The 18,717-nt window shown below is 74.1% G+C and carries 17 protein-coding genes; 8 read left to right on the top strand and 9 right to left on the bottom strand.

Going from position 1 to position 18,717, the window contains the following annotated elements:
* Nucleotides 1-114 precede the first annotated feature (114 nt).
* The gene (locus V1L54_RS04610) at nt 115-462 is read left to right on the top strand and encodes a hypothetical protein (RefSeq protein WP_330116549.1); all 348 of its coding nucleotides are present in this window, start codon (nt 115-117) and stop codon (nt 460-462) included.
* Between the two features lie 19 nt (nt 463-481).
* Here the strand turns inward: V1L54_RS04610 and V1L54_RS04605 are convergent, their stop codons facing one another.
* Both V1L54_RS04605 and V1L54_RS04600 read right to left on the bottom strand, forming a co-directional pair.
* Nucleotides 482-991 carry an ATP-binding protein gene (locus tag V1L54_RS04605; protein ID WP_443076478.1) on the bottom strand — a complete coding sequence of 170 codons (510 nt, stop codon included), beginning with the start codon at nt 989-991 and terminating at the stop codon, nt 482-484.
* Nucleotides 992-1,219: 228 nt separating this feature from the next.
* Complete coding sequence (locus V1L54_RS04600) at nt 1,220-1,987, bottom strand: enoyl-CoA hydratase/isomerase family protein (protein ID WP_330116547.1); 768 nt, start codon at nt 1,985-1,987, stop codon at nt 1,220-1,222.
* 215 nt (nt 1,988-2,202) lie between these two features.
* Between V1L54_RS04600 and glgX the strand changes: the two genes are divergently transcribed.
* Nucleotides 2,203-4,461, top strand: a complete 2,259-nt coding sequence (gene glgX, locus V1L54_RS04595) for a glycogen debranching protein GlgX (RefSeq protein WP_330116546.1) — start codon at nt 2,203-2,205, stop codon at nt 4,459-4,461.
* 93 nt (nt 4,462-4,554) lie between these two features.
* Nucleotides 4,555-4,782, top strand: coding sequence for an EF-hand domain-containing protein (locus tag V1L54_RS04590; RefSeq protein WP_330116545.1), 228 nt, complete (start codon nt 4,555-4,557; stop codon nt 4,780-4,782).
* Nucleotides 4,783-4,856: 74 nt separating this feature from the next.
* On the opposite strand, the gene V1L54_RS04585 is transcribed toward V1L54_RS04590, so the two are convergent.
* A complete protein-coding gene (locus tag V1L54_RS04585; protein ID WP_330116544.1) occupies nt 4,857-5,624 on the bottom strand; it encodes a vWA domain-containing protein in 768 nt (255 codons plus the stop codon).
* Between the two features lie 168 nt (nt 5,625-5,792).
* On the opposite strand from V1L54_RS04585, the gene V1L54_RS04580 reads away from it, so the two are divergent.
* The 5 genes from V1L54_RS04580 to V1L54_RS04560 all read left to right on the top strand — a co-directional run bounded on the left by V1L54_RS04580 (nt 5,793) and on the right by V1L54_RS04560 (nt 11,999).
* Nucleotides 5,793-6,110 (top strand): DUF2795 domain-containing protein, encoded by a 318-nt coding sequence (locus V1L54_RS04580; RefSeq protein WP_330116543.1) that lies wholly within the window; start codon nt 5,793-5,795, stop codon nt 6,108-6,110.
* 53 nt (nt 6,111-6,163) lie between these two features.
* Nucleotides 6,164-6,670 carry a hypothetical protein gene (locus V1L54_RS04575; protein ID WP_330116542.1) on the top strand — a complete coding sequence of 169 codons (507 nt, stop codon included), beginning with the start codon at nt 6,164-6,166 and terminating at the stop codon, nt 6,668-6,670.
* Nucleotides 6,671-7,006: 336 nt separating this feature from the next.
* Entirely contained in the window at nt 7,007-7,723 is a 717-nt protein-coding gene (locus V1L54_RS04570) for a GntR family transcriptional regulator (protein WP_330116541.1), read from the top strand.
* Nucleotides 7,724-8,070: 347 nt separating this feature from the next.
* Nucleotides 8,071-9,855, top strand: coding sequence for an N-acetylglutaminylglutamine amidotransferase (locus tag V1L54_RS04565; protein WP_330116540.1), 1,785 nt, complete (start codon nt 8,071-8,073; stop codon nt 9,853-9,855).
* Complete coding sequence (locus V1L54_RS04560) at nt 9,828-11,999, top strand: S9 family peptidase (RefSeq protein WP_330116539.1); 2,172 nt, start codon at nt 9,828-9,830, stop codon at nt 11,997-11,999. The genes V1L54_RS04565 and V1L54_RS04560 overlap by 28 nt, the downstream gene beginning before the upstream one ends.
* Before the next feature lie 18 nt (nt 12,000-12,017).
* On the opposite strand, the gene V1L54_RS04555 is transcribed toward V1L54_RS04560, so the two are convergent.
* From V1L54_RS04555 to V1L54_RS04530, 6 genes are all read right to left on the bottom strand, one after another.
* Nucleotides 12,018-12,857 carry an SAM-dependent methyltransferase gene (locus V1L54_RS04555; protein ID WP_330116734.1) on the bottom strand — a complete coding sequence of 280 codons (840 nt, stop codon included), beginning with the start codon at nt 12,855-12,857 and terminating at the stop codon, nt 12,018-12,020.
* A 148-nt stretch (nt 12,858-13,005) separates the two neighbouring features.
* Nucleotides 13,006-14,151 carry an NsdA family TPR-like regulatory protein gene (locus V1L54_RS04550; RefSeq protein WP_330116538.1) on the bottom strand — a complete coding sequence of 382 codons (1,146 nt, stop codon included), beginning with the start codon at nt 14,149-14,151 and terminating at the stop codon, nt 13,006-13,008.
* 266 nt (nt 14,152-14,417) lie between these two features.
* Complete coding sequence (locus V1L54_RS04545; protein ID WP_330116537.1) at nt 14,418-15,185, bottom strand: SDR family NAD(P)-dependent oxidoreductase; 768 nt, start codon at nt 15,183-15,185, stop codon at nt 14,418-14,420.
* A complete protein-coding gene (locus V1L54_RS04540) occupies nt 15,182-16,129 on the bottom strand; it encodes a helix-turn-helix transcriptional regulator (RefSeq protein ID WP_330116536.1) in 948 nt (315 codons plus the stop codon). Before V1L54_RS04540 ends, V1L54_RS04545 begins: the two co-directional genes overlap by 4 nt.
* 148 nt (nt 16,130-16,277) lie before the next feature.
* Nucleotides 16,278-17,237, bottom strand: coding sequence for an endo-1,4-beta-xylanase XynA (gene xynA, locus V1L54_RS04535; RefSeq protein WP_443076494.1), 960 nt, complete (start codon nt 17,235-17,237; stop codon nt 16,278-16,280).
* Nucleotides 17,238-17,912: 675 nt separating this feature from the next.
* Nucleotides 17,913-18,713 (bottom strand): helix-turn-helix transcriptional regulator, encoded by an 801-nt coding sequence (locus V1L54_RS04530; protein ID WP_330116535.1) that lies wholly within the window; start codon nt 18,711-18,713, stop codon nt 17,913-17,915.
* Between the last annotated feature and the right edge of the window lie 4 nt (nt 18,714-18,717).

Raw genomic sequence — 18,717 nt, 5'->3', positions numbered from 1 at the left:
TCGCCACTGACGGAGCACACGCGGTTTTCCGTCGAGGGGCCGCGGCGGCCCCCTTCGTGGGACCCGCGCCGGACCGCGGGCCGGATGTCGGTGCGGGCACCTACGCTGCGGCGTATGAGTCAGACAGGTCAGACAGGACAGGCGGCTCAGGCACGCCGGGCGGAGGTGCGGGAGCTGCAGACCGCGTTGCACACCGCCTCCGACATCGCCTTCGGGCTGGACGACGCGCCCCCGGCGGACCAGACGGCCGAGCTGGTGGACGCGCTGCGCCGGGCGCTGGAGGCGGCCCGGGCGCTGGAGGGGGACCGGGGCGGTACGGGCTGCCGCGAGCATCCGCGTGGCGCGATCGACCCGCTGTACGGGGACAAGGAGGATCCGCTGCCCCCCGGCTGGGGCCGGTGCCTGCTGTGCAACGACCGGCGGCGCCGGGCGGGTACCCAGCGGTACGCGGCCGGCCGCTGACACCGGCCGACGCCCCCGGTCAGTGCTCCTCGGTCCGCATCTCGAACCAGGTCGTCTTGCCGTACGGCAGCAGGTTCACGCCCCACCGGTCGGAGAGCCGCTCCACCAGGAACAGCCCGCGGCCGCTGATGTCCAGCTCCCGGACGGGCAGCAGGCACGGCAGCCCGCGCGAGGGGTCACGGACCTCGACCCGGATCCGGCCGCGCTGCCGTCGCATCCGCAGCCCGAGGGTCTGGGCACCGGTGTGCCGTACGGCGTTGCCGACCAGTTCGGAGACGAGCAGCACGGTGTCCTCGGCGAGCGGGACGGGCAGCCCCCAGCGGGCCAGCAGGACGGAGCGGGCGAGCCGGCGCGCGGTGCGCGCGGACTCGGGGCGGTTGGGCAGCCGCACCTCCCCGGTGGCCGGGTCGCCGGGCTCGTCCGGGGCGGCGGGGAGCCCCGGGTCCGCCGTGCCCGCCGCAGCGGGCACGGGCGCCGGTGCGGACGACGATCCGGTAGGTCCCGTACACGCCCCGTCGACTCCCGCCATGGCTCTCATGATGGCTCCGGAACGCCCGCCGCGAGGCCGTACCGCGGGAATCCGTCCACCGGCCGGGCATCTGGTGGAGCGCGGCGGGTCTCGCACCCCCCTCCGGCGCACCGGAGCGAGGCGCGAAACGGCTCGCGCGCCGTTCCGCGCCTCCGCGCTCCACCCGGGGCCCGCCCCCGTGTCCGGTGCCGTGTCCCGTGCCGTGCCCGGGCCTTCGACCGGCCCGGCTCAGCGGAACTTCGCCCTGCCCGGCCCCTCCTCGACGAAGCTGCGCATGCCGGTCTCCCGGTCCTCGGTCGCGAACAGTCCGGCGAACCAGCTCCGCTCGATCGCCAGCCCGGTGTCGATGTCCGTCTCCAGCCCCGCGTCCACGCACTCCTTGGCCGCGCGCAGCGCGATGGCCGGACCGGCGGCCAGCCGCGCCGCCCAGGCACGGGCCCGTTCGTGGACCTCCGCGGCCGGCACCACCTCGTCCACCAGGCCGAGCGCCAGGGCCTCCGGGGCCTTCACCTGGCGGCCGGTGAAGATCAGGTCCTTGGCCTTCGACGGACCGACCAGCCGGGCCAGCCGCTGGGTGCCGCCCGCGCCCGGGATCAGTCCGAGCAGGATCTCGGGCTGGCCGAGCTTCGCGTCCTCGGCGGCGATCCGGTAGTCGGCGCACAGCGCCAGCTCGCAGCCGCCGCCCAGCGCGTAGCCGGTCACCGCGGCCACCACCGGTTTGGGGATGCGGGCCACGGCGGTGAAGGCGTCCTGGAGACCGCGGGAGCGGGCCACCATCGCCGCGTGGTCCATCTCGCGCATCTCCTTGATGTCCGCGCCCGCCGCGAACACCTTCTCCCCGCCGTAGAGCACCACGGCCCGTACGTCGTCGCGGTGCGTCGCCTCCGCGGCCAGCTCCCGCAGCCGGTCCTGGGTGGCGATGTCCAGCGCGTTCATGGGCGGGCGGTCGAGCCGGATGGTGCCGACGCCGCCGTCGGCCTCGAGAGTCACAGTCATGGGGGGCAGGTTAGTCGGCGTTAACGCGGTGCGGTCCGCCGCCTCGGCGCCGGGCCCCCTCACCCGGCCGGAGCCGCGGACCGGTCACGATCGATCACGGGGGTGAGGCCGGCGGTCCCACCGGGCACACTCCTGCAAGACCGACCCGGACACCGGGCCCTCCCGGCCCGGTGTCCGTCCGAACCGCGAGCCGCCGGAGGCAGAACGTGTCGGACGTGTCGAGCGCACCCGAACAGCAGAGCCGCTGGGAGTCGGCGTACGACGGAACGGAGTGGCCGCGGCCGAACGGTCACCGGCCGCCGTCCGCTACCGTCTGGCCCGGCAGCCCCCAGCCGCTCGGGGCCCGCCACCACATCGGTCCCGGCGGGGTGCCGGGCACCAACTTCGCGCTGTGGTCGGCGGGCGCCGAGGCCGTCGAGGTCTGCCTCTTCGACGAGGCGGGCAACGAGACGCGCTGCCCGCTGACCGAGCACACCCACGAGATCTGGCACGGCTTCGTGCCCGGTGTCCTGCCCGGGCAGCGCTACGGCTACCGGGTGCACGGTCGCTGGGACCCGTGGACCGGCGCCCGCTGGAATCCGGCCAAGCTGCTGCTCGACCCCTACGCCCGGGCGGTGGACGGCGAGTACGCCCTGCCGCCCGAGGTCTACGGCCATGTCCGCGGCTGGCCGCAGCGCCAGCTGGCCGACACCGTGCGCGACGAGCACGACTCGGCGCCGTACGTCCCCAAGGGCGTCGTCGTCGAGTCGGCCCTGGGCGCGGGCGCCGACGCCGGCGACGAGTGGATCGACGACCGCCGTCCCAAGGTCCCCTGGGCCGACTCGGTGATCTACGAGCTGCATGTGCGCGGCTTCACGATGCGCCACCCGGACATCCCGCCCGAACTGCGCGGCACCTACGCCGGACTCGCCCACCCGGCCGCGGTCGAGCATCTCACCCGGCTGGGGGTGACGGCGGTCGAACTGCTGCCGGTGCACCAGTTCGCGCACGAGGACCATCTGCTGCGCCGGGGCCTGCGCAACCACTGGGGCTACAACTCCATCGGCTACTTCGCGCCGCACGCCGCCTACGCCGCCTCCGGCACCCGCGGCCAGCAGGTGGGGGAGTTCCGCCGGATGGTGCGGGCACTGCACGACGCCGGGATCGAGGTCATCCTCGACGTGGTCTACAACCACACCGCCGAGGGCAACGAGACGGGTCCCACGCTCTCCCTGCGCGGCATCGACAACCGCGGCTACTACCGGCTGGCCGACGACCCGCGCCGCTACGCCGACTACACCGGCTGCGGCAACACCCTGCACGTCGTCCAGCCCCAGGTGCTGCGGCTGATCACCGACTCGCTGCGCTACTGGGTGCAGGAGATGGGCGTGGACGGCTTCCGCTTCGACCTGGCCGCCGCGCTGGCCCGCGCCATGCACGACGTGGACATGCTCTCGCCGTTCCTGGCCGTCATTGCCCAGGACCCGGTGCTGCGCCGGGTGAAGCTGATCGCCGAGCCCTGGGACGTCGGCGCGGGCGGTTACCAGGTCGGCGCCTTCCCGCCGCTGTGGACGGAGTGGAACGACCGCTACCGCGACACCGTCCGGGACTTCTGGCGCGGCGCCCTGCCGGACGTGCGCGACCTGGGCTACCGGCTGTCGGGCTCCAGCGACCTGTACGCCTGGGGCGGGCGGCGGCCGTACGCGTCGGTCAACTTCGTCACCGCCCACGACGGCTTCACCCTGCGCGACCTGGTCAGCTACGAGCGCAAGCACAACGAGGCCAACGGGGAGGGCAACCGCGACGGCACGAACGACAACCGGTCGTGGAACTGCGGCACGGAGGGCGAGACCGACGACCCGGAGATCACCGCCCTGCGGCGCCGCCAGCTCCGCAACCTGCTGACCACCCTGCTGCTGTCCACCGGGGTGCCGATGCTGGTGGCCGGCGACGAGATGGGCCGCACCCAGGGCGGCAACAACAACGCCTACTGCCAGGACAACGAGACCGGCTGGGTGGACTGGTCGCTGCTCACCGAGCCCGGCTGGCGGGCGCTGTGCGACCTGACCGCCCGGCTGATCGCGCTGCGCCGGAACCACCCGGTGCTGCGGCGGCGGGCCTTCTTCTCGGGGCGGGCGCACGGTCCCGAGGGGCTGCGCGACCTGGCCTGGTTCAATGGTGAGGGCGAGGAGATGACCGGGGCGGACTGGCACGCGCCCGGCGCCACCTTGGGGATGTACCTGTCCGGCCGGGACATCCCGCAGCGCGACGCGAGGGGCGAGCCGGTCACCGACGACAGCTTCCTGGTCGTCCTCCACGCCGAGGGGGAGGACGGGAGCTTCCGGCTGCCCTCCCCGCCCTGGGGGCAGGCGTACGAGCTGGTCGTGGACACCTCGCGGGAGGACCAGGAGACCGAGCCGGGCACCGTGCACCCGGCGGGTGAGGTGGTGGAGCTCCCGGCACGCTCGGTACTGGTGTGGCGCGTGATGTACTGAAGCACTGCTGTTACGGATGTGCCGTGTGAGGCCCCTGGTGCGGCCGGTTAGGGTGTGCGCGACATGACCGCACCAGGGGAGGAGCAGCAAAAGATGGCCGATCTCGAAGCCGCGCGCAGGGTTTTCGACCGGTTCGACCTGAACGGGGACGGACTGATCACGGCGGCGGAGTTCCACCAGGTGATGAGCGAGCTGGGGGACCACCACATCACCGCGGGCCTGGCCCAGACCCTGATCGACCAGCACGACGCCAACGGCGACGGCCTGCTCTCCTTCGAGGAGTTCTGGCTGGCCCGCCGGAAGGCCACGACGTCGGCCTGAGGCAGGGCGTCACGACGCCGGCCTGAGGCAGGGTGCCGTACCGGGCCGCCCCGCCACCGCCGTCCGCCGCGCGCTCAGCGCACGATGCCGGCGGCCCGGGCGGCCCGCAGCCAGTCGGGGAACTCGCCGGTCAGCCGGTCGTACAGCACCGCGTCGGACACGGCGCGCGGGTCGGGCCCGGCCGCGAAGAACCCGGCGTTGTCCACCACCCGCTTCGCGGGCACGGGCAGTTCGTCCAGCTTCCGCAGGAAGCGGAACTCGTCCTCGCCGAAGCCGATGAACTGCCAGAACAGCGGCAGCCGCGCGGCCTCGCACAGCACTCGCTCGGCCGCCGCCCGCGACGAGGGGCCGCCGTCGGTCTGGAAGACCACCAGTGCCGGGGTGTCCGCGCCGCTCTCCCGGTGGTGCTCGATCACCGCCTCCATCGCCAGGTGGTAGTTCGTACGGCCCATGTGCCCCAGCGAGTCGTGGAGCGCGCCGACCCGGCCGGCGTAGTCGTCCAGCGACACCTCGGCGGCCCCGTCCACATCGGTGCTGAAGAAGACCACTGGCACCCGCCCGTCGTCGTCCAGGTGCGCCGCCAGCCCGAGCACCTGCTCGGCCAGGTGCTGCACGCTGCCGTCGCGGTAGTACGGACGCATCGAACCGGACCGGTCCAGCACCAGGTGGACCGCGGCGCGCTCGCCCGTCAGCCGGTGCTTCTCCAGGCTGACGGCGGCCTGCTTGTAGAGGTTCACCAGACCCGGCGCGGTCGTCCGCACCCGCTCCAGGCCGATGGCCGGGCCGGGGCCACCGCCGGAACCGCCGCCGGAATCCGGCCTCTTGACATGGTCGACGGCCATGGTGGAACCCCCTGTGCTCGATGGTGCCCGTAGCGCGGACGCCGAGAGTAGTGCAGGAGGAGCGGGGCGGAAGCGGTCCTGTGGACACCCGGCCGGACGGTCCGGCCTTTCCTCCACACCCATCCGATTTGCGGTTTTCGTTCTCCGGTGGCAGGGCACCCGCCCAACATGGCTCACACGGACGTACAAGAGATCCTCGGCACGCTGAAGGACGTCGACTTCCCGGCGGGCAAGGACGACCTGCTGCGGGCCGCCCGGACCGGGGGTGCCTCCGAGGAGGCGCTGAAGGCGCTGCGCGGCATCCCGCCCGACCGGTACGCCAACCGTGACGAGGTGGCGCGCTCGGTCCGCGTCGACCCGGACTCCGACCTCGGGCACAGCGCCGCGCAGCGCGCCCAGCAGGCCCGCAAGGGCGGCAAACCCGGCCTCTCGCAGCACCTGCGGGACGCGGACAAGCCCCCCGTGCAGGACGAACTGGACCGCTGAACCGCCCTTCTCCCAGGCCGGGCGGACGAACAGCGGACGTAAGGAGGACTTCCATGGTGAGCAAGAAGGTCGAGGGCAACGAGGAACAGAAGCGCGCGGCGGCCCGGGAGGCCGAGCGGGCCGGTGAGCAGCCCAGTGAGCGGGGCACCACCAGCGGCGCGTCCAAGCAGCGCACCCACCTCCCCGGCCGTTCCACCATCACCCACGAGGAGCGGCTGGAGACCCGGGACCGCGGCAAGCACCACTCACGCACCGCGCGCGAGGCCAGGAGCCGTGACCAGGCCGCGGAGCCCGTCACGGGGCGCGACTTCACCGGTCGCGGCACGCCGGAGTACGGCGAGGAGCACGAGAAGGTCTTCCGCGCCCTGGCCGGCGAGGAGCAGAAGCACCCCGGCGAGCCCGTCCACCTCCAGGACGTCTCCCGGGTCACCGGCCTGCCGCAGGAGGAGACCAGGGAACTGCTGCACGACCTGGTGGCCGTCCACAAGCTGGCCAGCGAGGTCCAGGCCGGTGACAGCCCCGACCTCGGCCCCCGCTACGAGACCAAGCCGCGTCGCTGAGTCCCGTACGGGATCCGCACGGGCCCGCTCGCCGGGCCCTCCCAGGAGCAGTCCCCGACGGTTCGGCCAAGTGCCGCGGGGACGAGCGCGGGGGCGGCCGGCCGCGGCGGCGTCTCCGCGCGCCCGGCTGCCCGGCGTCCGGCCGGGCGCGCACGTCACCCGGTGGCCGCCCCCGACCACCGCTCCGCCCGAGTGCCGGAGCGCCGAGAGCGGTCCCCCGGCCTTCCGCGCGGAGTCCGGCGTCACACCCGGCGAGTACCGGGTGGCCCTCCTCGGGCGGACCCGCCGCTGACCGGACGGCCTACGCTGTCGGCAGCAGGCAGGAAAGGCCCCCGCATGAGCGACTCCGGACTCCCCAGACCCCGCAGACCCGTCACCGTCCACGAGCCCCTGCGCGACCAGGTGGCCGCCGCCCTCCGCGCCGCGCTGACCGAGGGGCGGCTGCGGCCCGGCACCGTCTACTCCGCCCCCGCCCTCGCCGCCGAGTACGGCGTCTCCGCCACCCCGGTGCGCGAGGCCATGCTGGACCTGGTGCGCGAGGGGCTGGTGGAGACGGTGCGCAACAAGGGCTTCCGGGTCGCCGAGACCACCGGGCGCGATCTGGCGGACTTCACGGAGATCCGCGTCCTGCTGGAAGTGCCGACCGTCGGCCGGGTGACGGCCGCGGCCACCCCCGGGCGGCTGGAGGCGCTGCGGCCGGCGGCCGAGGAGACCGTGGCCGCCGCCCGGGCCGGTGACCCGGTCGCCTATCTGGAGGCCGACCACCGCTTCCATCTCGGCCTGCTCGCCCTGTCGGGCAATCCCCGCCTCGCCGAGACGGTCGGTGACCTGCGCAGACGCTCCCGCCTGCACGGCCTGGCCGCCCTCACCGGTCCCGGCCCGCTGGAGGAGTCCGCCCAGGAGCACCTGACCCTGCTCGACCTGATGCTCGACGGCGACGCCCCCGCCGCCGAGGAGTACATGCGCGGCCACCTCACCCGGCTGGGCGAGCTGTGGGCGGCGGGACAGCGGGTCCCCGCCGGACCCGTGCCCGGTGGCGGCACCACGGCCTGACGCGCGGGCGGGGGCCGTTCACGCGCCGCCCCGTGGGTATTCCCCGGTGCCGACGCTCCGTGAGGCGCCGGTGACACGAAGCGCCATACGGAATGAACGGGTACATGCCGGGCATCCGGATGGCACAGCGTGCCGCCGGTCCGTCACCCGCTCCCGGGTGGTGGCCCGGCGTACCGGCCGGGGCCGCGGGGCCGCCCCCGCGGCCCCGCGCCCCAGAGGTGTACGACGAACCGGGAGAGCAGTTCCGCCATGTCCAGCAGCGCCGCCCCGACCAGGATCCGCCAGTGCCCCTCCCCGGCACCGCCGCCGGGCACCGCCGGCGGTGTGCCGCGGGGAGGTGCCGCCTGATGTGCGGACTCAGCGGGGAGATCCGCTTCGACGGCTCACGGCCCGACGTCGCGGCCGTCGAGCGCATGACCGACCGGCTCGCGCCCCGCGGCCCCGACGGCCGGGGCCTGTGGTCCCAGGGCCCCGTGGCGCTGGGGCACCGCAGGCTCAGCATCATCGACCTCTCGGACACCGGCGCGCAGCCGATGACCGACCCCGGGGAACGGCTCACCGGGGTCTTCAACGGCTGCATCTACAACTACCGGGAGCTCCGCGACGAGCTGCGGGACAAGGGCCACCGCTTCTTCTCCACCTCCGACACCGAGGTGCTCCTCAAGGCGTACCGGCAGTGGGGCACCGGCTTCGTCGACCGCCTGCACGGCATGTTCGCCTTCGCCGTCGTGGAGCAGACCACCGGCCGGGTGGTGCTCGGCCGCGACCGGCTGGGCATCAAGCCGCTGTACCTGGCGCCCGCGCCCGGCCGGCTGCGCTTCGCCTCCTCCCTGCCCGCGCTGCTGGCGGCCGGCGACGTGGACACCTCCCTCGACCCCGTCGCCCTGCACCACTACCTGAGCTGGCACGCGACGGTGCCCGCGCCCCGCACCGTCCTGACGGGCGTGCGCAAGCTGCCCCCGGCCACCGTGCGCGTGATCGAGCCGGACGGCACCCACCGCGACCACTGCTACTGGCAGCCCTCCTACACCCGCCGCCCCGAGCACGCGGACCTGACCGCCGACGACTGGCGCGACGCCGTGCTGGGCGCGCTGCGCACGGCGGTGCGGCGGCGGATGGTGGCGGACGTACCCGTCGGCGTGCTGCTCTCCGGCGGACTGGACTCCAGCCTCATCGTCGCGCTGCTGGCCGAGGAGGGGCAGCGGGACCTGGCCACGTTCAGCGTGGGCTTCGAGGCCGAGGGCGGCCAGGAGGGCGACGAGTTCGCCTACTCGGACCTGGTGGCCCGGCACTTCGCCACCGACCACCACCAGCTCATGGTCCCCTCCGACCGGGTCTCCACTGCCCTGGACGATGCGATCGCGGCCATGAGCGAGCCGATGACCAGCCATGACGTGGTCGCCTTCCACCTGCTGTCGGAGCAGGTGGCCAAGGAGGTCCGGGTCGTCCAGAGCGGCCAGGGCGCCGACGAGGTGTTCGCCGGCTACCACTGGTACCCGGACATCGCCGCGGCACCGCGCGAGCGCGCGGCCGAGGCGTACAACGAGGCCTACGCGGACCGTCCGCACACCGTTCTCGCCCGGATCCTGCGGCCCGCCCTGCTCCCCGGCCACGACGTCTCCGGCGGGTTCGTCCGCGACCACATGGCCGCCCCCGGCGCCGAGACCGCGCTGGACGCGACGCTGCGCCTGGACACCCACGTCCTGATGCCCGACGACCCGGTCAAACGGGTGGACAACATGACGATGGACTGGGGTCTGGAGGCCCGGGTGCCCTTCCTCGACCACGAGCTGGTCGAGCTGGCCGCCGCCTGCCCGCCCGGACCGAAGCTGGCCGACGGCGGCAAGGGCGTCCTGAAGGCCGCCGGCCGCAAGGTCCTGCCCGCCGAGGTCGTCGACCGGCCCAAGGGCTACTTCCCGGTCCCCGCGATCACCCGCATGGCGGGGCCGGTGCTGGAACGGGTACGCGAGGCACTGTCGGCCCCCGAGGCCAGGGAGCGCGGCGTGTTCCGGGAGGAGTACGTCGCCGAACTGCTCGCGGCGCCCGACGAACACCGCACCCGGCGCGGGGCGAACGCCCTGTGGCAGATCGCTTTGCTGGAGATATGGCTGCAGACACACGGAATACGCTGACCGGCCTCCCGGGCGCGCGCGGCCCGTACGACCCGTACGCGGACGCGCGCCGCACCGCGGTCCCCGCCCCGGAACCCGTACCGCTGCCCGACGCCGCCGGGCCGCGCGGCGTCCCGGACCGGCTGACCGCGCACGGCTGCTGGTACCCCTCGGCGGACCCCGGCGGCGACCGGGCCGCCTTCGTCTGCGACCGCGGCGGCGTACCGCAGCTGTGGACCGGCCCGGCCGGCGCCCCCGCCGGAGACGGGGAGGCGCGTCTGCTCGACTCCGACCCCGACCCCGTCAAGGAGGTCTCCTGGTCGCCCGACGGCCGCTGGATCGCGTACACCACCGCGCCCGGCGGCGGCGAGCACACCCGGGTGCTGTGCGTGCGCCCCGACGGCAGCGGACGCCGGGTCCTCGCGGGCGCCGAGCCCGGCAGCTCCGCGTACCTGGGCCGCTGGCGGCCCGACGGCTCCGCGCTGGCCGTCACCGTCGCCGCCCCGCCGGACTCCCCGGCCCACCCGCCCGACGGGACCGGCCCCGCCGCCTCCCGCCCGCCCGGCTGGGCCGGCCGCGGCGGACGCGCCGTGCTGCTGGGCGGTCCCGCACCGGCGAGCGGCCCGGTCGGCTCCGGCGGTCCTGCCCGCTCCTCCGGCCCCGACGGCGAACTGGCCGCCTACCTCGTCGACCCCGAGGGCGGCTCGGCCCCCGCCCTGCTGGCCGTCGAGCACGGCGCCGCCACCCTGCGGGTGTGCGACCTCGACGACGACGGACGGCTGGCGCTGCTGCGGCGCGGCCCGCGCGGTCGGCGCGAGGCCCTGGTGGTGCGGCCGGCCGACCTGCGCACCGCCTGCGTCCTCCCGGTCGCCGACGGCGATCCGTGGATCGGCGGCTTCGGCCCGGGCGGCCGCACGGTGTGGCTGCGCAGCGACAACGCCCGCGAGTACGCCGCCCTGCTCGCCGTCGCCCTGGACGCGGACGGGGCACCGGTGGGCACGGCCGTCGCGGCCGAGCGCGCGGGGTGCGAACTGGAGCACCTCGCCCTCGGCCGCGACCGGCGCACCGCCCAGCTCGCCTGGAACGTGCGCGGCGCGAGCGAGCTGGAGACCGTGCCGCTGCCCGGGACCGTACCCGCCTCCGCCGCCGTCCCCGCGCCCGCACCCGCGCCCGGAACCGGGCCCGCCGCCGGGCCGCCCCGCCCCGTACCGCTGCCGCACGAGGTGGTCACCCGGATCGCCCCGGCCGGTCCCGGCGGCTGGCTGCTGGCCCTGTCCGGATCGCGGCGCCGCCCGGGCGTGTGGTGGCTGCCGCGGGACGGCTCCCCGCTGCGCACCGCCTGGTCCTCCCGCGACGAGGACGCCGTACCGCCGCCCCGCTCGCCCGTGAAACCCGTACCGCTGCGGCCGGCGGCCCGTGACGGCCTGCCGCTGCACGGCTGGTACTACCGGGCGCCGGGCCGCGCTCCCACCGAGCCGGCGCCCTGTGTGATCCATCTGCACGGCGGTCCGGAGGAGCAGGAGCGGCCGGTTCTCAACCCGCTCTACCACGAGATACTCGGCCGCGGCCTGGACGTCTTCGCCCCCGACGTGCGCGGCTCCGCCGGGCACGGCCGCACCTTCACCGACGCCGACCTGGGCGCGGGGCGGTTCGCCGCCATCGACGACGTCGCCGACTGCGCCGCGCACGCCGTGGCGGAGGGTCCCGCCGACCCGTCCCGGCTGGCCGTCATGGGCCGCTCCTACGGCGGCTATCTGACGATGGCCGCCCTGGTGTGGCACCCGGACCTGTTCCGCACCGGCGTCGCGGTGTGCGGCATGTCCGACTTCGCGGCCTTCTTCGCGGGCACCGAGCCGTGGATCGCCCAGTCCGCCGTCCACAAGTACGGCCATCCCGAGCGGGACCGCGCACTGCTGCGCGCCCTGTCGCCGATGAGCCGGATCGACGCGCTGCGGGCGCCGGTGCTCGCCGTCCACGGCGAGCACGACACCAATGTGCCGCCCGGCGAGTCCGAGCGGTTCGTCCGGGCGGCCCGGGAGCACGGCGTGCCCGCCGAACTGCTGACGCTGCGGGACGAGGGCCACGAGTTCCTGCGCGCCGAGAACCGCCGCCTGTTCCGGCGGGTGACGGCCGACTGGCTGGAACGCCACCTGTCACCCGGCTGACCGGCCGCCTCCCCGCCGCTACGGCTTGCGCCCCACCCCGCCGAAGGTCTTCACCTCGTCCGGCACCCCACCGGTCCCCGGCCGCCAGCGGGAAGTGGACACCACACCGGGCGCCAGCAGCTCCAGACCGTCGAAGAAGCCGGCGATCTGCTCCGGGCTGCGCAGCCGGTACGGCAGCGAGCCGCCCTCGTCGTAGTGCCGCTGGGCGGCGGCCAGCGCCTCGTCGGTGTCGGTGCCGTCGTAGAGCACCAGGTGGCTGCCCGGCGGCAGGGCGTCCAGCAGCCGCCGCACGACCGACCGGGCCTCACCGTAGTCGGCGAGGTGGCCGAGAACGCCCATCAGCATCAGCGCGACGGGCCGGCCGAGGTCCAGGGTGCGGGCGGCCTCGGCCAGGATGCGGCCGGTGTCCCGCAGGTCGGCGTCCACGTAGTCGGTGGCGCCCTCGGGGGTGGAGGTGAGCAGGGCGCGGGCGTGGGCCAGGACGAGGGGGTCGTTGTCGACGTAGACGATCCGGGCGCCGGGCGCGGCGCGCTGGGCGACCTCGTGGGTGTTGTCCGAGGTCGGCAGCCCGGTGCCGATGTCCAGGAACTGCCGGACGCCCACCTCGCCGGCCAGGTGCGTCACGGCCCGGACGAGGAAGCCGCGCGAGGAGCGGGCCATGTCCACGATGCCGGGGAAGGTCTCCCGGTAGCGGTCGCCCTCGATCCGGTCGACCTCGTAGTTGTCCTTGCCGCCCAGCCAGTAGTTCCAGATCCGGGCCGAGTGCGGCACGGTCGCGTCGACGCGGGACAGCGCGTCATCCCCGGCGGCCCCGGCGGCCCCGGCGGCCCCGGCGGCCTTGGCGCTCGTGGTGTCCATGGCGTCCGTCACAACGGCTCCCCTCCCGTTCGGTCGCTGGTCACGGGCAGCCCGCTCCCTGGTCGCGGGGAGCGGTCCCCGGCAGCAGGGTAGGGCGGGAGCCGGCGCCACCGAAGGTCGTGTACCGGACGATCTGCGGGAGCGGCCGCTACCCCGCCGCGGCGCGGGCCGTCTCCGCCGCGAGGGCGGAGATCCGGGAGGGGACGCCGGAGGTCCGGGCGAGGGAGTGCAGCGCGCCCCGCAGCATACGGCGGTTCCGCCCCGAGCCGATGGTGCCCAGCAGCGGGGAGAGCGCCTGGAGTTCCTCCTCGACCTCGGCCCAGGCGCGGGCGGCCGCACACCCGCGCAGCAGCTCCACGCGGTAGTGCATGGCGCTCCGGCCCTCCTCGCCGGACTGCTGGTCCAGCGCCCTGGCGTGGGCGTGCCGGAGGTGGGGGATCGCCTTCCCGGGGTCGCCCAGGTCGATGAGGGCCTGCCCCAGGTGGCCGGTCACCTCGCGTTCGTCGGCCCACCACGTCCATGCCGGGTCACGGCGGCCGACCGACTCCTGGAGACCGCTCCGCGCGGCGCCGAGACTGGCCAGGGCCCGCCGCTTGTCCCCCATCGCGGCCAGGGCACGGCCGCGCCGCATCCGGGCCAGCAGCGCGACGCGCGGCGGTACGCGGGACCGGGACAGCAACTCGTCCGCGATGCGCAGTGCCTCGTCCGGCCGGGCCGAGTCCACGGCCAGCATGGCGAGCATGTCCAGGGCGAACCACTGCATCGGCCGGTCCCCCGCCAGCCGGGCCAGCAGGTGGGACTCCAGGAAGGCCCCGCGCGCCTCCTCCCACCTGCCGGCGTCGAAGAGCAGCCACCCCGCGCTCTCGGCGGCCTCGGCCACCGTTGCCAGACAAGGGCGCCGCTCCTTCCCGGGGACCGCTCCGGCGTCGAGCCCGCGTCGCGCGCCGCGCCAGACCTGGACGGCCGCCGTCGCCACGGTGTCCCCGCCGTGGCGGTCGGCGTGGTCGAGGAGAGGCAGGAAACCGGCCCGCACCGACGCGGCCCCGGCCCCGGCCCCGGAGGAATCCCCGGCGGGGGGAGGAAGCCGCCTCGGTCCTGCCGAGGAGACCAGACTCCCTTCGGCGCCCAGGAGTTCGTCCAGGGCCGATGCCAGCCGCAGCGACGGCTGCCGCCTGCCGTCGGCGACGCGGGACAGGCGGGTGACGTCGTAGCCGAGAGAACGGGCGGCGGCCCGCAGGCTCAGTTCCCGCTCGGCGAGGAGCGTGCGGAGCCTGCCGCCGAAGTCGTCGGCCATGGAACCCCCCGGTGTGCTGACTGCCGGACACAGGGTAACCGTCAGTGCCTGTCGGCTTCCGTGCTTCCCTGCGGCGCGGAGAACGGCCGGGCAGGCGGAGACCCACCGCGACCGGCGCGACCGGTCCGGGGCGTGGCCACCAACTGCGTGGGAGCCGATGACGTGTGCGACCTCGCGCTGGTGCTGGGCGGCGTACGCCGCAGCACGCTTTCCCGAGCGCCGCGGACGCCGGGTGGGCGGGGAGCGGCCCCCGCCCAGCCGGTGTGTCAGCCCTGCAGCCTGGCGGGCGCCGACGCCACGAGCCCTCCGTCGACGACGAGGTCCTGCCCGGTGATGTACGACGCGTCGTCCGAGGCCAGGAAGGCGACGGCCGCGGCGACGTCGTCCGGGTGGCCGAGCGAGCCGAGCGGCACCTCGGCCGTGATGCGGGCCTCCGCACCGGGGTCGGTGATGACGCTCCGGTACATCTCGGTGTCGATGTAGCCGGGACTGACGGAGTTGACGCGGATGCCGCGCGCCGCGAGGTCGGTTCCGAGCGTACGGGCGAGGTTGTGCACGGCGGCCTTGCCGGCGGCGTAGACCGAGGCCGCGGAGAGGCCGCGGTGGAGGGTCCAGGAGGCGTTGACGACGATGGCGCCGCCTTCCCGCATCAGCGGCAGGGCTCTGGTGACGGTGAAGAACACCCCCTTGAAGTTGGTGCCGACGGTGTGGTCGAAGTCCGCCTCGGTCAGCTCGTCGCCCGGCTTGAAGACCGCCACGCCCGCGTTGGCGAAGACCACGTCCAGGGTGCCGCGCCAGTCCTCGGTCCGCCGCATGAGCAGGTCGAGGTCGGCCTGGACGCCGGCGTCGGCGCGGACGGCGAGGACCCGCTCCGGGTCGGCGCCCAGACGGGTGACGGCCGAGTCCAGGCGGGCCTGGTCGCGGCCGGTGATGACGGCGTACGCGCCTTCGTCGAGGAACCTGCGCGCGGTCGAGAACCCGATGCCGCTGGTGCCGCCGGTGATCAGAACCGTCTTGTCGGTGAATCGCTTCATGCCGACGATCGTCGGGCGGCGGGGGCGGGTCCGGCAGTGTCGGCCGAACCTGGGTCCGGCACCACCACCTTCGGGCCCTCGGGGGTCCGGAGGGCCGAAGGTTCCGGCGCCGCCAGCAGCTCCGCCAGCCGGGCCTCCGTCCCCGTCCCGGGAGCGGGGGTGTGCAGCAGCAGGCGGTGGCCGGGCAGTTCGGGCAGGGGCAGCGCCGTGTACTCGAAGGTCAGTGTCCCCAGCCCGGGGAGCTCCAGTGCCTTGGTGCCGTGGGTGGAACCGCCCACGGGGAGCTCCGCCCATATCCCGGCGAAGTCGGGGCTGACGGCGCACAGGTCGGAGGCCAGCCGGCCGAACTCGGGGTCCTCCGGGTAACGGGCGGCGTCCGCCCGGAACTGGCCGACGACCTCTCGCGCCGCGTTCCGCCAGTGCTTGAGCACGGCGCGGTAGCGGGCGTTGGTGAAGAAACTGACCAGGCAGTTGTGGTCGTGCTCGGTGCACTGGAACGCCAGCCGTGCGGCACGGTTGAGCACCACGGTGTTCCAGTGCCGGTCCATGACGTACGCGGGCCTCGGCAGCCAGCCGTCGATCAGCCGCCGCAGCTCGTCCGGGACGTGCTGCCGGGACGGCGCCGGTGGCGGGGGGTTGAGACCGGCGAGGAGGTACAGGTGCTCGCGCTCGGCGGGGCCGAGCCGCAGCACGCGCGCGACGGCGTCCAGGACGTCGGCGGACACGTTGATGTCCCGTCCCTGCTCGAGCCAGGTGTACCAGGACACCCCGACCCCGGCGAGCACCGCCACCTCCTCCCGGCGCAGCCCCGGTGTACGGCGGTTCCCGCTGTCGGGCATGCCCACGTCCGCAGGAGTCAGCCGGGCCCGCCGCGACCGCAGGAACTCGCGCAACTCGGATCTGCGCCGCTGCCGCGCCTCGGCGGGAAGCCTCGATGTGCCCACCCGGCCATGCTAGTGAGCACGTGCCGGGACCGGTCCGGTCCCGGCACGGCGGACCTGCCCGGTACCCGCCGGCCGACAGCGCTGTGGCGCGGCGGCCGGAGGGCCGCCGCGCCACGGGTGCGATGCGGTGCGTCAGGTGTCGCGTGAGCTAGCCGGCGCTACAGGAGACCGTCGGCCAGGTCCAGTTGCCGTTGTGCTGAATGGTGACGCCGAAGTTGTTGCCGTTGCCGTTGGGCCTGGCGGTCATCACCTGGCTGCTCGGCCAGGTGGCGGTGACGTTCCAGGTGGAGATGATCGTGGCGGGGGAGGGGACGTTCATCGTCACGGTCCAGTTGCTGGAGCCGGAGACCGAGACGTTGAGGTTGTACCGGTCGTTCCACTTGTCGCCCGCGGACAGGGTCGCGGAGCAGCCGCCGCCACCGCCGCCGCCGGTGCCACCGCCGCCGGTGTTGCCGCCGCCGCCGGTGCCGCCGCCACCGCCGGAGGAGCCCAGCGTGATGTTGGAGCTGCCGCTGCTCTGGTAGCCCTCGGTCGCCATGATCATGTAGTCGTGGCTGCCCAGCTGCATTCCGGCCCGGGCCCAGGCGTCGAAGTGGTTGCCGGTGGTGATGGTGCCGCCGGTCCGCTTCTGCTGCCGCACGCTCCAGAACTGCTTGAAGGTCCTGCCGTCGCCCTCGATGGAGGGGGCGTTGGTACGGGTGGTCTCGTAGATGTCGTACGTACCGCCGTCAGTGGTGACCGTGCCCTTGAAGGTCCCGGTGGGCCGGTAGGTGCCCCAGTTGTCGACGATGTAGTACTCGACGAGCGGGTTCCTGGACCAGCCGTAGAGCGTCAGGTACGCGTTGCCGGACGGGTTGAAGCTCCCCGAGTAGGTGACGGTGCGGCGTCCACCGGTGCTCCAGCCCTTGCCGATGACGAAGTTCCCGGTGTTGCTCCACGTGGTGGAGTAGTTGCCGCCGTTGCCCATGGTCGCGGAGACCGTTCCGGGGGCGTCGGTCCAGAACGAGTAGAAGTACCCGCCGTGGTTGCCGGTCTGGTTCGAGGTGATGGTCTGGGCGTGGGCGGTGCCGGGGGAGAACGCCAGGGCCGCGGCCAGTACGGCGCAGATGCTGCTGACCAGCAGCTTGATGCGGCCGAACCGGCGGCTCCTGGAGAGCAGTCCGGTACGGCCCGGTGCCTGTCTCTCCTGGTGGGGGTGTGCGTCGTTCACGTGCGTGCCTCCTCTTTCCTGAGGGCCGGCAGTGCTGCCGGGCAACGTGTACGGCCCGGTGGGGCTCTCGGCGGCCTGAGTGGGGAAGGCCGCCGCACACCGATGCCGTACGACGACGGTGGGGGTGAAACGGTCGCCACGGCCGACGACCGGAAGGCCAGGTCATGTCCCGTGACCTGGGCGTCGGCAGGGGGTTGCGGGCCTGCCGACGCCGACAGTTTTGACCTGCCTCCGTCAAGCTGTCAACGGTTCCGGAAACATTGCGGAAATCTGGCCGTGCAGCGGAGGTTCACACGGGAGACGTTGATCCTGTTCAGAGCTGTGTCCCGAGTGGTCGGTTATGAAGTGGGTTGCTCAGCACCGTGGTTCGGAGAGCAAGATCCATGTCAACGTTGTCGAAACTTCCGGACGGTTTCCGGATATCTCTGTGTGGGCCCGATGCGGCATGCGTTGCCGTTCCGGAGCCGCGAGGCGTCCTCGGCGGAGGTGGTGTCCCGCACCCGGCGCAGGGCCTCGGTCCTCCTCGTCCCCGGCGTCCGGCTGGGCAGGGCAGGGCAGGCGGACGCTGCCGAGTCAGTCTTCGGCGGGGACAGGGGTGTAGACCACGAGGCTGAGGCCGCGGTTGGCATCGAGGCCGAGGGACTCATAACGCATCGTTGCCGAGGTGCCGTCGCGAAGCAGGAACGTCTTCTCCCTGTCACCCAGGTAGCCGACGGTGTTGAGTTGCCAGAAACGGCGGAACTCCGGGGAGGCGTCGGCAAGTTCCTTGACCAGGGCCATCGCACGCGGTGAGTGGCCGCCCCAGCGCGCCAGTTCCGCCCGGAAGGTGGCGACGGCAAGTTGTGCCTCGGTGCCCCAGTCATCGATCCGGTCGCGTGATTCGGGGGCGAGGAAGAGGATGCGCAGCACATTCCGGTCCTGGGGAGCGAGAACCGAGTAGTCGCTCAGCGCGCGGGCGGCGTCCGCATTCCAGACGACAACGTCCCAGCACGACGACTTTACGTATGCCGGCCACGGGGCCAGCTGGTCGACGAGCTGCTGCAGCCGGGCACGCGTGGCTGCGTCAGGCTCTTCGAGGGCGGTGGCGGCGCTTCCATAGGCCAGGAGAAAGGCGTGCTCCCTCTCCTCGGGACGGACCTGAAGCGCATCGCAGACGGCATCCAGAACTCGCATCGAGGGCCGGCCGCCTCTTCCTTGTTCGAGACGGGTGAGCCACTCGACACTGATGTCGGCGAGTGCCGCGATCTCTGAGCGACGAACCCCCGGGGTGCGACGCCGCGAAGGACGTGCACCCCCAGGGAGGTCCGCCGGCGAGAGTTGCTCTCGGCGCGCCCTCAGGAAGGCACCCAGCTCGTTGGTGCGGAAGTCGTCCATGGTG

The organism is Streptomyces rubellus (genome assembly GCF_036323805.1).
GTDB lineage: Bacteria > Actinomycetota > Actinomycetes > Streptomycetales > Streptomycetaceae > Streptomyces.
This window is presented reverse-complemented; position numbering and strand designations above follow the sequence as displayed.

What these genes read in the sequence shown, in the direction of transcription:
- V1L54_RS04610 (WP_330116549.1), top strand. Translation starts at nt 115, where the DNA reads ATGAGTCAGACAGGTCAGACAGGACAGGCGGCTCAGGCACGCCGGGCG.
- V1L54_RS04605 (WP_443076478.1), bottom strand. Translation starts at nt 991, where the DNA reads ATGGCGGGAGTCGACGGGGCGTGTACGGGACCTACCGGATCGTCGTCC.
- V1L54_RS04600 (WP_330116547.1), bottom strand. Translation starts at nt 1,987, where the DNA reads ATGACTGTGACTCTCGAGGCCGACGGCGGCGTCGGCACCATCCGGCTC.
- V1L54_RS04590 (WP_330116545.1), top strand. Translation starts at nt 4,555, where the DNA reads ATGGCCGATCTCGAAGCCGCGCGCAGGGTTTTCGACCGGTTCGACCTG.
- V1L54_RS04585 (WP_330116544.1), bottom strand. Translation starts at nt 5,624, where the DNA reads ATGGCCGTCGACCATGTCAAGAGGCCGGATTCCGGCGGCGGTTCCGGC.
- V1L54_RS04580 (WP_330116543.1), top strand. Translation starts at nt 5,793, where the DNA reads ATGGCTCACACGGACGTACAAGAGATCCTCGGCACGCTGAAGGACGTC.
- V1L54_RS04575 (WP_330116542.1), top strand. Translation starts at nt 6,164, where the DNA reads ATGGTGAGCAAGAAGGTCGAGGGCAACGAGGAACAGAAGCGCGCGGCG.
- V1L54_RS04570 (WP_330116541.1), top strand. Translation starts at nt 7,007, where the DNA reads ATGAGCGACTCCGGACTCCCCAGACCCCGCAGACCCGTCACCGTCCAC.
- V1L54_RS04565 (WP_330116540.1), top strand. Translation starts at nt 8,071, where the DNA reads ATGTGCGGACTCAGCGGGGAGATCCGCTTCGACGGCTCACGGCCCGAC.
- V1L54_RS04560 (WP_330116539.1), top strand. Translation starts at nt 9,828, where the DNA reads ATGGCTGCAGACACACGGAATACGCTGACCGGCCTCCCGGGCGCGCGC.
- V1L54_RS04555 (WP_330116734.1), bottom strand. Translation starts at nt 12,857, where the DNA reads ATGGACACCACGAGCGCCAAGGCCGCCGGGGCCGCCGGGGCCGCCGGG.
- V1L54_RS04550 (WP_330116538.1), bottom strand. Translation starts at nt 14,151, where the DNA reads ATGGCCGACGACTTCGGCGGCAGGCTCCGCACGCTCCTCGCCGAGCGG.
- V1L54_RS04545 (WP_330116537.1), bottom strand. Translation starts at nt 15,185, where the DNA reads ATGAAGCGATTCACCGACAAGACGGTTCTGATCACCGGCGGCACCAGC.
- V1L54_RS04530 (WP_330116535.1), bottom strand. Translation starts at nt 18,713, where the DNA reads ATGGACGACTTCCGCACCAACGAGCTGGGTGCCTTCCTGAGGGCGCGC.